This is a genomic window from Corynebacterium rouxii (genome assembly GCF_902702935.1).
GTDB classification, from domain to species: Bacteria; Actinomycetota; Actinomycetes; order Mycobacteriales; family Mycobacteriaceae; genus Corynebacterium; species Corynebacterium rouxii.
In genome coordinates this window covers 511856-524983 of sequence record NZ_LR738855.1, presented here as the reverse complement: position 1 = coordinate 524983, position 13128 = coordinate 511856, and the positions used below count along the sequence as shown (strand labels likewise).

General features: G+C 53.1%; 13 protein-coding genes. 2 read left to right on the top strand and 11 right to left on the bottom strand.

Translation table 11 applies throughout. The features are described from left to right. Positions 1–12: 12 nt before the first annotated feature. From CIP100161_RS02760 to secY, 10 genes are all read right to left on the bottom strand, one after another. Complete coding sequence (locus CIP100161_RS02760; RefSeq protein WP_155871713.1) at positions 13–1029, bottom strand: DNA-directed RNA polymerase subunit alpha; 1017 nt, start codon at positions 1027–1029, stop codon at positions 13–15. Positions 1030–1110: 81 nt separating this feature from the next. After that, on the bottom strand, positions 1111–1716 hold the full coding sequence (rpsD, locus tag CIP100161_RS02755; RefSeq protein WP_004566857.1) for a 30S ribosomal protein S4: 606 nt from the start codon (positions 1714–1716) through the stop codon (positions 1111–1113). 23 nt (positions 1717–1739) lie between these two features. Next, entirely contained in the window at positions 1740–2144 is a 405-nt protein-coding gene (gene rpsK, locus CIP100161_RS02750; RefSeq protein WP_004566855.1) for a 30S ribosomal protein S11, read from the bottom strand. A gap of 3 nt (positions 2145–2147) precedes the next feature. Further along, positions 2148–2516: a 30S ribosomal protein S13 gene (gene rpsM, locus CIP100161_RS02745; RefSeq protein ID WP_155871711.1), complete on the bottom strand. Its 369-nt coding sequence runs from the start codon at positions 2514–2516 to the stop codon at positions 2148–2150. Between the two features lie 185 nt (positions 2517–2701). Further along, entirely contained in the window at positions 2702–2920 is a 219-nt protein-coding gene (gene infA / locus CIP100161_RS02740) for a translation initiation factor IF-1 (RefSeq protein WP_004566852.1), read from the bottom strand. Positions 2921–3223: 303 nt separating this feature from the next. Then, positions 3224–3952, bottom strand: a complete 729-nt coding sequence (locus tag CIP100161_RS02735; RefSeq protein ID WP_155871709.1) for a L,D-transpeptidase — start codon at positions 3950–3952, stop codon at positions 3224–3226. Between the two features lie 131 nt (positions 3953–4083). Further along, positions 4084–6270, bottom strand: a complete 2187-nt coding sequence (gene nanH / locus CIP100161_RS02730; RefSeq protein ID WP_155871707.1) for an exo-alpha-sialidase NanH — start codon at positions 6268–6270, stop codon at positions 4084–4086. 336 nt (positions 6271–6606) lie between these two features. Beyond that, on the bottom strand, positions 6607–7401 hold the full coding sequence (gene map / locus CIP100161_RS02725) for a type I methionyl aminopeptidase (RefSeq protein WP_155871705.1): 795 nt from the start codon (positions 7399–7401) through the stop codon (positions 6607–6609). 113 nt (positions 7402–7514) lie between these two features. Further along, on the bottom strand, positions 7515–8060 hold the full coding sequence (locus tag CIP100161_RS02720) for an adenylate kinase (RefSeq protein WP_155871703.1): 546 nt from the start codon (positions 8058–8060) through the stop codon (positions 7515–7517). Next, positions 8060–9382, bottom strand: coding sequence for a preprotein translocase subunit SecY (gene secY / locus CIP100161_RS02715; RefSeq protein WP_155871701.1), 1323 nt, complete (start codon positions 9380–9382; stop codon positions 8060–8062). The genes CIP100161_RS02720 and secY overlap by 1 nt, the downstream gene beginning before the upstream one ends. A 489-nt stretch (positions 9383–9871) precedes the next feature. Here secY and CIP100161_RS02710 point away from each other — a divergent pair, with 489 nt between their 5' ends. Next, positions 9872–11008 carry an ABC transporter ATP-binding protein gene (locus CIP100161_RS02710; RefSeq protein WP_155871699.1) on the top strand — a complete coding sequence of 379 codons (1137 nt, stop codon included), beginning with the start codon at positions 9872–9874 and terminating at the stop codon, positions 11006–11008. Positions 11009–11122: 114 nt separating this feature from the next. Continuing rightward, the gene (locus tag CIP100161_RS02705) at positions 11123–12376 is read left to right on the top strand and encodes a DUF4032 domain-containing protein (RefSeq protein WP_155871697.1); all 1254 of its coding nucleotides are present in this window, start codon (positions 11123–11125) and stop codon (positions 12374–12376) included. On the opposite strand, the gene CIP100161_RS02700 is transcribed toward CIP100161_RS02705, so the two are convergent. After that, a complete protein-coding gene (locus CIP100161_RS02700; RefSeq protein WP_155871695.1) occupies positions 12373–13095 on the bottom strand; it encodes an ABC transporter in 723 nt (240 codons plus the stop codon). The genes CIP100161_RS02705 and CIP100161_RS02700 overlap by 4 nt on opposite strands. Positions 13096–13128: the final 33 nt, after the last annotated feature.

Genomic DNA, 13128 nt, shown 5'->3' with positions numbered 1-13128 from the left:
CTTAGTGGCTTTTTACTCGGTTTCTTCAGGATCCGTGTCGATGTAGTCGCCGGTTGCAGCGTCATAGCCATCGAGCTGAGTTGGATCGAAGTCCTCTGGAGCATCCTTGAGGGTCAAACCCAAGCCAGCGAGCTTGATCTTTACTTCGTTGATCGACTTCTGACCGAAGTTACGAATATCCAGCAGATCGGATTCGGTGCACTCTGCGAGCTCACCGACCGTGTGGATTTCTTGGCGTTTCAGGCAGTTGTAGGAACGAACAGAGAAGTTCAGATCCTCGATTGGCATGCCATAAGCAGCGATGTACTCGGTCTCCTGTGGAGAAGGTCCGATCTCGATGCCTTCGGCTGCGGTGTTCAGCTCGCGTGCGAGGCCGAACAGCTCAACAAGGGTCTTGCCTGCAGACGCGAGTGCGTCACGTGGAGTCATAGAGTTCTTGGTCTCCACGTCGATGATCAGCTTGTCAAAGTCGGTGCGCTGCTCAACACGAGTAGCTTCAACCTTGTAGCTGACCTTCAATACTGGGGAGTAAATCTGGTCGACTGGGATACGGCCGATTTCAGCTGGGCCGGAGTAAAGAGTTGCTGGAACGTAGCCACGGCCACGCTCAACAATCATCTCGATGTCCAGACGACCCTGCTCATTAAGGGTTGCGAGGTGCAGATCCGGGTTGTGGATCTCCACGCCTGCTGGTGGCTCAATGTCGCCAGCAGTAACAACGCCAGAGCCTTCCTTGCGCAGATACATAACAACTGGCTCATCGGAGTCAGAAGAAAGCACAAGGCCCTTGATGTTCAAGATGATGTCGGAGACATCTTCCTTCACACCGTTGATGGTGGTGAACTCGTGGAGCACACCATCAATCTTGATGCTGGTCACTGCTGCGCCTGGGATGGACGAAAGCAGGGTACGACGCAGCGAATTACCTAGGGTGTAGCCGAAGCCAGGCTCAAGTGGCTCGATAACGAAGCGTGAGCGAGCGGAATCGACGTATTCCTCGGTAAGGGTTGGGCGCTGAGAAATGAGCATGAAGAACTCTCCTGTAAGTGACGACCACTATTTGACGTCTGTAGGCGGAAAGGATGGATAGAGGGTGAAGAATTGTAAAAATTACTTCGAGTAAAGCTCGACGATGAGCTGCTCTTGCAGCGGAACGTCGATCTGAGCGCGCTCGGGCAGCTGGTGCACGAGGATGCGCAGGGTGGACGGAACGACCTGCAACCATGCAGGTACAACAGCGTCAAGCAGGTTCTCCTGAGCCTCTTCGAACCAGATCATCTTCTGCGACTTCTCGCGAACGTCGATGATGTCGTACTGGGAGACGCGGTAGGAAGGAACGTTGATCTTCTTACCGTTCACGGTGAAGTGACCGTGGGAAACAAGCTGACGAGCCTGACGACGGGTACGTGCAAGACCTGCACGGTACACTACGTTGTCCAGACGGGACTCGAGCAGGATGACAAGGTTGTCACCGGTCTTACCTGGCAGACGGTTAGCCTCTGCGTAGTAACGACGGAACTGCTTCTCGAGAACACCGTAGGTGAAACGAGCCTTCTGCTTCTCCTGGAGCTGCAAGAGGTACTCAGATTCCTTGATGCGTGCACGACCAGCCTGTCCTGGAGGGTATGGGCGACGCTCGAATGCCATGTCTCCGCCGACGAGGTCGACGCGGAGGCGGCGGGACTTACGGGTTGCTGGGCCGGTATAACGAGCCATAGTAAGTTACCTTTCCTTTCCTATTAAACGCGACGACGCTTTGGTGGGCGGCAGCCGTTGAATGGCTGAGGAGTGACATCGGAGATCGAGGTGACCTCGAGGCCAGCAGCCTGGAGGGAACGAATAGCGGTCTCACGTCCAGAGCCTGGGCCCTTAACGAATACGTCGACCTTCTTCATACCGTGATCCATTGCCTTGCGAGCAGCGTTCTCAGCAGCAAGCTGTGCAGCGAATGGGGTGGACTTACGGGAACCCTTGAAGCCAACGTGACCGGAGGATGCCCATGCGATAACAGCACCGGAAGGATCCGTGATGGAAACGATGGTGTTGTTGAAGGTGGACTTGATGTAAGCGTGGCCCTGAGCCACGTTCTTCTTAACTACACGACGACCAGAGCGACGTGCAGTGCTGCGAGTCTTTGGAGGCATGAATTACTTCTTCTTTCCGGCGATCGTCTTCTTAGGACCCTTACGCGTACGAGCGTTGGTCTTGGTGCGCTGGCCACGGACTGGCAGACCACGACGGTGGCGCAGGCCCTGGTAGCAGCCGATTTCAATCTTGCGACGGATATCGGCCTGAACCTGACGGCGGAGGTCACCCTCTACCTTCCAGGTTGCTTCGATAACGTCACGAAGAGCAGAAACCTGCTCGTCGTTGAGGTTGTCGGTGCGCAGATCTGGGGAGATGCCGGTCTCCTCGAGCAGCTGAGCGGCACGGGCTGGGCCGATGCCGTAAATGTAAGTGAGTGCAACCTCCATGCGCTTATTGCGCGGAAGGTCAACTCCAGCGAGACGTGCCATAAGGGCAGTACCTTTCCGGTTGTTACGGTGGTTTTCTCCATGCTCGTCCTCATCACTTGCCACTTTGCCCGGTCGGAGCCGGACGATGGGGCACACAAATGAGGCTTCAGCCACCGCAGCCAAAGGTGTGGGTGACGCAGAAACGTCAGTGAAGCATGGAGGCTTCTGAATTGTGTAAGTACGACTTACTTGTAGCGGTAAACGATGCGACCGCGGGTGAGGTCGTATGGAGACAGCTCAACAACTACGCGATCCTCAGGAAGGATGCGAATGTAGTGCTGACGCATCTTGCCACTGATGTGAGCAAGTACTTTGTGTCCGTTATCGAGTTCGACTCGGAACATTGCATTCGGCAAAGGCTCGATAATACGACCCTCGACCTCGATTGCGCCTTCCTTAGCCATATCCTCCACATTCCTGACACCGTCAGGCACCTCACAGACATGCGAGTTACCATTAGTGTCGCTTCGTTCGCTACTTTTACTGAGCCCCGTAAGAACACAAGGTTTCAGTAGGTGCACGTGCCATTTGGCAATACACCAAACGAAAACACTACCGCGTAGATCTAGATATTTCAAGCGTTTCTTAAAAAATTTGCAAAGTCTCTTACACCCCCAGCGAAGACAAACACAAAAATCCCCGCTTCCCTACCTCAATCCTTTCGGAATATTACGAGGTAGCGAGCAGGGAGAAAGCAATATGAGAATCTAGTAAACGTACACCATATCGCCATATTGCAGAGTGTTAAAGAACGTCACCGCATCGTTATGCCACAGGTGAATACATCCGTGCGACATCACATTCGGGCTATCTTGGTGGAACGCAATACCGTTGTTGGTGAAGTACACCGAGTATGGCATTGGGGCATTGTTAAATTCACGCGAGATTTCGTCCTTGACCTTGCGGTTCACATGGAACACACCCGGAGGCGTTTCCCAACCTGGACGACCCGAAGAAATCGGGACTGCACCATAAACTACACGACCATCTTGCTGAAGCCACGCACGCTGATGAGCGAGATCGACGCATGCACGTGCTGCTGGCGGGCACGATCCACGATCAAATGCAGGAGCAGCTGGCGCAGGTGGAGGCGGTGGCGCAACAAAGGTGCGCTCTTGGATTAGCCCTGGGAAAAGCAGATTAACGGTAGCGTCGATACCGTTTTTAATTGGCGCTGCCACCTCAATGGGGAGCGCATCAGCCTGCGCGATAAGCGCATTGCGCAGGTTCCATGCACCATCACGAGTCTGCTGCCCAATTGTTTGCAGCTGATCATTAATGGAGCTGATAACGGAGGAACCAGAGCTTAACGGCACTGCAGAAGCAGTGGCCGGCTGTGCGGTAAGCAACGCGGTCGAGGTGGCCGTTGCTCCGATAACCGCAGTAACACGACGGCGCGTTGCCGACGGCTTTGCGTGACGAGGCTTATAGGACATAAGAGTAACTATAGTCACGCTCATTAAAATATGAGAAAACTTACCACCGTCGGCATGTCGCATATCACTCGTGACAGATGAAGTGGGGTAAACCAGTAACAAACGGCTTACTCCACTTGATCAATATTTGCCTACCTCATTCCAGGAATGTTAAAAGGCAAACGGAATGTTTGAAATATAGTCGCAATGATCGCTACCAGTGGAATGATCCCCGCAAGCACTTTCAAGATTCTCATCAAGCCCATAGCTGGCTTTTCTTCATCTTGCTTTTGCCCAGAAAGTGCACCGTTTGCATCCGTAGCAGCGCGACGAGCTGCATCAGCAGCACCCTTCGCTGCACTTGATAGATCAACGCTTTCTTCTGCTTCTGGATTCTCCTTCACAGTAAGGATGCTTCCTTCAAGTTTCTCCAGTTTTTCACGCAATGCCTGAACTTCTGCGGCTGCAGATTCAGCCTTAGCCTTTTGCTCTTCCGCAATCGATTCAGCTTTTTGTAGTTTAGTCAGAGCGTCGGATGCCGCCTTTTCAGCCACAGTAGCCTTCTCTTTTGCTTCCGTGACGGCGTTCTCTAGTTTAAATACCTCGTCAGTTAGATCCTCAACTTCACCCGCAAGATCCCCAACGGCTTCCTCAGATTCCTTTACCTGAGTCTTGAGCTCGTCATTTTCTTTACGAGCAGCAGCCAAGTCTTCCGTTAACTTTTCAACCTTCTCCGCAGCTTCTTGAGCTTCTTTAGTTGCAGCAGCAGCCTTTTCTTGGGCCTCGACGATTTCCTTATCAATATCGCCGGTCAAACCCAATGCCTCATTGCTGAGGCAATCTGCACCTAGCCATGCCATATTGAACTTGGCAAATTTTAGGTTCATTCCTTCAGTTTTGGTGCCCGATTCATAAACCATGCCTATGTTGCCGTCAGACATGACTGTCATACTCGAATACTGGAAACGGTCCTTTTCAAGTTGACGCCCAAAGGACCACGTCTTTCCGTCGTCGCAAGAACCCATTACCCAGCCGTTTTCACGACCATCAACACCAAAATCACTACCGTTACGTCGATTGATCGGCGCCGAGAAAAGCAATACTTTCGACGCTGCACTCCCTTTAACCGCATTGGGATATGCCTTAATTAAACCGACGTTAATTCCGGCGTTGTACATATTAGGATGATCAGGTGGCGCAATCAGGTGGTCGACTGGATCAGACCATGTTTTCCCTTGATCTTCAGAATATGATGACCATCTCATTCCGCCTTTAAATTCTTTAGAATTCATCATCAATCGACCATCAGAAAGCTCGATGATTTTGTTCTCATCACCGCTAACATATCCGACACCAGCAACTCCTTCACCGATTTCCCACGTATCGCCCCCGTCATCCGAGTAAATTGCTAGGTTTACAAATTTTGCCGAGTCACTTGGATCGATATCGACAGCGATCGGCACTATAAGCCGGCCAGGATGCAGTCCAAATTTTAGTTGCACACCAGAACCTGATGTTACAAATCGTCCCCTACCCGTGTATGTATTACCACCAACAACAACCTTGTCTGTTAAGTTGCTGATTAGCTTCATATTCTTCCATGTACGACCGTTATCTTCCGACTCGATAACAACAGTATCTTGTACATTTCGATTGGTAATTGGCCCCTCAACGTTACCGCTGTGATATCCCGAGACTGCTTGCGCTACGCGCTTATCATATCCGCGTACAAAAAAGGCAAAGATTTTTCCCGAGGACCTATCAACAACCAATGCTGGATCTGTATATGACAAACCACGGCTATCTTTAGTTCCTTGAGCAATAAAACCATAGTTTTCAAAAGATTTACCATCGTTAACTGATCGATAAAGCGCAATATCAGTCTGCTTTATGGCTGCTGAAGAATTACCAGGATCATACGGCGCATCTCGGCACCATGTTTTACTTTTTTCATCCGGCCCATATCGATCGTCAAATGCAAGAAGAAGGCTACCGTCTTTAGCCGTAATAAGAGCAGGGATTCGATAGCATCGTTGCCCATTCTCATCTGGTGGACGAATAACTTTCCCCTCCTCAAAAACCTCTTTCTCATTCACCGCCGGCAATTGCAGATCCCCTGCGGCACCACGCGCCACAGGCTTTGGCGGCGCTGCGTCAAAAAGTCCAGTTTCAGCGCTCGGCAATGTCGCAGGTGCTTCTCCTTCTTGCTCTGCGGTAGCAGGCACAATAGTTTCTGTCTCTTCCGCATTCACTGGCGCAACGAGGGATGTAAACGAAAGTGTTAATGCAGCACTGAGGCCGAGGATCGCACGGCTGTAGGTTCGGTTTGAGGAATACACAGGCCAACCTTTCAGAGAGGAGCAGCTTTCACCATCTGACGTCAGACGTCTGACGTCCTATAGTTAGAGTTTGCTCATGAGGGATTTGAGGGGAGATCGGAGCACGTCCCGAAATTCACATATCAATGGGTCGTGCGCCATTGAGTTTTAGCGTAGCGAGATTCCTGTCGGAGGTCACAAAATGAACAAAATTGTGTTCCACAACATTATATATCGGTAAAAATTAGAGCTTAATGAAAATAAACACCCCCCACCCTCACCCCCATACCGAAAAGAAAATGGTGATTGATTGTGTATAACCACAACCAACCACCGCTTAGTTATCTGAAAGTTCGATTACTTTCGCGGAGTCAAAATCCTAGGACCATCGTTGGTTGCCGCAACCGTGTGCTCCCAGTGCGAGGACCAAGAGTTATCGTCGGTGACAACGGTCCATTCGTCGGCGAGCACGATGGAATCTACGGATCCGAGGGTCAGCATAGGCTCGATAGCCAGCACCGATCCTTCTTGGATCATCGGGCCGCGGCCACCTTTACCTTCGTTAGCAAGGTAGGGCTCTTCGTGCATTTCGTGGCCGATTCCGTGGCCACCGTAGCCGTCGACAATGCCGAGGTGCACGTTGAATTTCTTTTCCGCTGCGCGGGTGGCCATCTCGAGGGCGTGGGAGACGTCGGTAAGCCTATTACCAGGGACCATTGCCTTCATACCTTCATAGAGAACCCACTCGGTGGCCTCGTTAAGTGCACGTACGTCGTCGGCAATGGTGCCAATGCCGAATGTCCATGCGGAGTCGCCAACCCAACCGTCCAAGGTCGCACCACAGTCGATGGAGACGAGGTCGCCTTCCTTGAGGATGGTTTCCTTGTTGGGGATACCATGCACGATAACGTCGTTAACCGAGGCACAGATAGAACCTGGGAATCCGCCATAGCCTTTAAAAGTTGGGATGGCGCCGCGGTCGCGAATGGTCTGCTCGGCGATAGCGTCGAGCTCAAGGGTGCTTACTCCAACGCCGGCCGCGGCACGCACTGCTTGGAGTGCCTCGCCGACAATTTCACCTGCCGCCTGCATAGCGTCAAGCTCGCCTGGTGTTTTTGCTGGGATTACTTTTCGCTTAGACCTAAAGCCCATTGCTGTGTTTTCTTTCTGTTGTGTCCATGAAAAATCCGAGGATCGTTCCCCTGTGTGGTGTCACGGAAAACGCCTCGGATTTCAACGATATGTGGAGCTATATAAGAGCTAAATTACTTGCCCAGTGCTCCGAGGGTACGAGCGTTGATGTCCTCAATGCTGCCCTCTGCCTTGATGCTGATGATGTCGTCACCATAGTGGCGGATAAGTGGTGCGGTTTCGTCGCGGTAAACCTGCAAACGAGTGCGGATTGTCTCCTCGTTGTCGTCTGCGCGGCCGCGAGCAAGCATGCGCTCAACCACTACATCTTCAGCGACTTCGTAGTTAATCACGCCGTTGAGCTCAACGCCGAATTCCTTGAGCATTTCTTCAAGAATTTCAGCCTGCTCGACGGTACGTGGGAAGCCGTCAAGAAGGAATCCAACCTCTGCATCGTCTTCTTGGAGGCGAGCCTTCACCATGCGCGCGGTGACGTCGGTAGGCACGAGCTTGCCGGCATCAATATAAGATTTTGCTTCCTTACCCAGCGGGGTACCCTCGCCAATGTTGGCGCGGAACAGGTCACCGGTAGAGATGTGCGGAATGCGCAGCTTTTCGGAGAGGATAGCCGCTTGGGTGCCTTTGCCAGCACCGGGAGGTCCAAGAAGTACGAGTCGCATTATTTAAGAAGTCCTTCGTAGTTGCTTTGCAGTAGCTGGCTTTCGATCTGCTTGACGGTTGTCAAAGCCACGGAAACCATAATCAAAATTGCAGTACCGCCGAATGGTGTTGATCCAGCAGAGCTTGCCCCAACACCCAAGTCGAGGGCGATGTTAGGCAAAACAGCGATGATGCCAAGATACAGCGCACCGACGAACAGGAGTCGGTTCATCACATATCCAAGATACTCCGCCGTAGGACGACCTGGGCGGATTCCGGGGATGAAACCACCGTACTTCTTCATGTTGTCCGCTTGCTCATTGGGGTCATATTGCACGGAAACGTAGAAGTAAGAGAAGAAGATGATGAGTGCAAAGTACAACACGATGTACTGCCATGAGGATGGCGTTTGCAGGTACTGAATAACGTTGCGCTGCCACCAGTTATCGGAAATCTCGTGGGAGCCGGAGTTGATAATCTGCGTGATCAGCACTGGCATGTAGATCAAGGAGGATGCGAAGATCACGGGGATAACGCCAGCCTGGTTGACCTTAAGAGGAAGGTAGGTGGAGGAGCCACCGTACTGACGACGTCCCACCATGCGCTTTGCGTACTGCACTGGAATACGGCGCTGCCCCTGCTCGACGAAGACCACGCCCACAACCAAAACGATTACAGCAACAAGAACGACAGCAAACACAACGCCGCCGGAAGAGTTCAAGATGTTGGCACCATCAGAAGGAATGCGGGTTGCAATGCCCGCGAAGATCAGTAGGGACATGCCGTTACCGATACCGCGCTCAGTGATGATCTCGCCGAGCCACATCACCAAGATAGCGCCGGCAGACATGACCAACACCAGCATGACCAAGGTCCACAGGTTGCGGTCTTCCTTTAGCACCGAGACACCACTACCCAACAGCTGCTCACGGTCAGCAAGAGCAACGATGCCCGAGGACTGTAGTAGCGCGAGACCCAAGGTGAGGTAGCGCGTGTACTGATCCATCTTTGCTTGGCCGGATTGTCCCTCTTTTTTGAGTTCCTCAAACTTAGGGATCACAACCGTCAACAGCTGGACGATGATCGACGCCGTAATGTACGGCATCACACCGATAGCAAAGATCGACAGCTGCAGCAGGGCTCCGCCCGAAAACAGGTTAATGAGTGAGTAGACGCTCGAAGAGTCGGAGGTCAGCTCACGAAGCCGACCGCTAATCGACGCGTAATCAACACCCGGAGACGGGATCTGCGCACCGATTCGGTACAAGATGATCAACGCGATGGTGATCAGAATCTTCTTACGAAGATCCGCATCTCGGAATGCCTGAAAAATCGCAGACACTTAGCCTCCTGGTTCTCCTACCACCCCCAAAGCGATAGGAGATGTGTGTAAACGTATGCCCTAAGCCTTAGGAAATGTGAAGCCACATTCGACATTTCGCCCACTGACGCGAAGAAAAATCGCGAAAAGCCAAGCATAGGAACGCCGTAACGCAACCACCCACCCGCTAAAACCGTGGCTGGATATATTTGACCGGTCTACCCTACCACCGCATTACCACAGTTCACTAGTTACCCCACCCACAACTTTTAGGCAGCCCTAACCAAGTTATCTGATAAAAGTCTAAAAAGAATTGCATAATGGATGAGATATAGATCTCTCGCGGGGTTAGTTCCGTAAAATCTCACGTTTATCGCGTACTATGTCACTGACGCAAATATCCAGAGCAACGGCTCATTTTCCTAGCCGCTGTTCTCGTAGCGCGCACTTTATTTCTTCTACTCGGATCGTTCGGCACGTACCTGCCGATAAAGAATGGAGTTGCCACTCATGGCTTCAGTAACCTTTGATGCCGCAACGCGTATCTACCCCGGCGCTACTACCCCATCGGTAGACAAATTCACCCTTGACATCGCAGACGGCGAATTCTTGGTTCTCGTCGGACCTTCTGGCTGCGGTAAGTCCACCACCCTGCGTATGCTCGCTGGCCTAGAAGAGGTCAACGATGGTCGCATTTTGATTGGTGAGCGCGACGTTACCGATATGCCGCCTCGCGACCGCGACATCGCTATGGTCTTCCAGAACTACGCTCTCTACCCACACATGACCGTGCGCGAAAACATGGGCTTTGCGCTCAAGATCGATAAGCGCCCTAAGGAAGAGATCGACCGTCGTGTGGAAGAAGCCGCACGCACCTTGGATCTCACCGCGTTCCTTGATCGCAAGCCAAAGGCACTCTCCGGCGGTCAGCGTCAGCGTGTTGCCATGGGCCGCGCAATCGTGCGTAAACCAGAGGTCTTCCTGATGGACGAGCCTCTATCCAACTTGGACGCAAAGCTGCGTGTCCAAACCCGTACCCAGATCGCAGCTCTGCAGCGCAAGCTCGGCGTGACCACCTTGTACGTCACCCACGACCAGACCGAAGCACTGACCATGGGCGATCGCATTGCCGTACTCAACTTTGGCAAGCTGCAGCAGGTCGGCACCCCACGCGAGCTCTACGATCGCCCAGCAAACGAGTTCGTCGCTGGCTTCATCGGCTCCCCAGCCATGAACCTGGGCACCTTCACCGTCGAAGGCGACCATGCAGTCTTGGGCAACGCTCGCGTGCCACTCAGCGCAGCCACCATCGACGCCATCACCCCAGCAGATAACGGCCAGATCGTGATTGGCTTCCGCCCAGAGGCACTCGAGATTGTCCCAGAAGGAACCCCGAACACCATTCCGGTGAAGCTCCACCTCGTCGAAGAGCTCGGCTCCGATGCCTTTATGTACGGCAAGCTCGTTGGTGGCGGCGGACTCGGCTCCGGCACGGACGCTAACCCAGATGACGTCTCCACCGACCAGATCATCATCCGTACCGCACCTCACGCTGCTCCTCCAATTGGTTCGATTGTTCACGTCCGCATCCGCGAGGGCGCGCAACACAACTTCTCCAAGGCAACCGGCGACCGCCTGCCTGAGTAGTAGCTCACTTCCCGCATAAATAGGCGGTGTCTCAGCACTGCCCTAGCCCAGACTGCTAGGGTGTCTGGACACCGCCTCTTTCCTTATCTCTCTTTACCATCCTTGGAGGTTTTGGTGTTTACTCCGCAACCGTCGATGCAGATCACCAACGGAACCATTGCCCCGGCTCTCTTACAGCTGCCGTGGAGCATTCCGCTTGAAGACTGGCCCGATGACGTACTCGCCAGCCTGCCACGCGGTATCTCGCGCCACACTGTGCGCTTTGTCAACGTTGATGGCCACGTTTTTGCTATCAAAGAAATCGGGCAAAAAGCCGCCTATCACGAGTACAAAATGCTGCGCGACCTCAATCGCCTCGGCGCCCCCTCTGTTCAGCCTCTTGCCGTGATCACTGGGCGTGTCGACGCCACCGGCCAGCCGCTCACCCCCGCACTAGTCACCGAGCATTTAAGTTTCTCCCTGCCTTACCGCGCTGTATTTTCTCAAACCAGTGTGTCTCGTTCCATGCGCCCCGAAACAGCCACCCGCATGATCGATTCCATCGCGCTGCTGCTCGTACGCTTGCACCTCCTCAGCTTCTTCTGGGGTGACGTGAGCCTATCCAACACCTTGTTCCGTCGTGACGCCGACGCCTTTTCCGGTTACCTTGTCGACGCCGAAACCGGCGATTTACAGCCACAACTAAGCGAGCAACGCCGGCTTTACGACGTAGAAATCGCCCGCGTCAACATCATCGGCGAACTTATGGACCTCCAAGCGGGCGAACTACTCCCTAGCGATGTCGACGCCATCGAGGTGGGCAATCGCATCGCCGAAAAATACGAGCTGTTATGGGAAGAGCTCACTGGCGAGCAAACTATTAATGCTTCCGAAGCATGGCGCGTACAACAACGCATCGAACGCCTCAACGACCTCGGCTTTGACGTCAGCGAGCTCAAGCTCAAGCCTGCTCAAGTAGAAGGCACCGAAATGCTGCAGCTGCGTCCCCGCGTTGTCGATGCCGGACACCACCACCGCGCCCTCATGCGCATGACTGGGCTGGATGTTCAAGAACGCCAAGCTCGACGAATCATCAACGCGATTGAGACCTACCGCGCGGTTAATCACAAAGAGCATATACCACTTAACCAGGTCGCGCACGAGTGGCTTACCAACGTTTTTGAGCCCACTCTCGCAGCAATACCTGCAGAATTCGCTTCTAGGCTGCAACCGGCACAATTGTTCCATGAGATTGTGGAACACCAGTGGTATCTCTCAGAGGAATGCGGGCACGAGGTTCCCCTCCACGAGGCCACACAATCCTATATTCATACAATTTTGCCCAACCGCCCCGACGAAAAACACGTGTTGGACAATAACGTCAGCTAAATTACCGCGCTCAACACTGCCGCTATCGCCAACAACACGGGGTATGCCACTGCAAACCCCGCAGGCGGTAGCGGATCAAGCGTTTCGGTGAGGGGACGTCGATAATGCAGCACTACCACGCCAAGCGCAGGCGTGATAAACATGGCTGCTCCCACGCCACCAGCACTAAACATCATGCGGTTTTCCGAACCCCACAGTGCATAAAACACCAATGTAAAAGCTAAGTACCCAAAACCTAGCGGGACCACACCCAACCTCAGTCCAAGGCCAAAAGCAAAGATCCAGATCAACGCCGCAAAAACAACAGCCACTGCCAGCGGTATGCGAAGCTGCGATTGCGGAAGCCGTTGAAGAGCCTGGATAACAATCCACGCCACGAGCAACGCCCATGCCGGATTTTGAGACTCTGCTGTCCACAGCGTTTGGTGGGTCAGGTAATCATGAGGCACCTCGCTCAGCGCGGCGATAGCCACAAGCCCCCAACCAACAAAGGGAACTTCGCGCTTTATCAGCACGACTAAAAGCCAGCAGACAATAGGTGCGGCGGCCCACGATACGGTTTCTAACAGCATGCCTACTGTGAGCTTCCCCAAGCTGGCATCCAGATAGCCATCATGTGTAGGTTGCACAACAACATTGCCCAGCATCCCTAGTGCCAGCAGCACCAATGCAATGACTGCAAGCCCTGTCAGGCTTAAGCCTTTTCCTTTTGTTTCCACCTAATCACACCTTTTACGCGCAACAACGCCGTA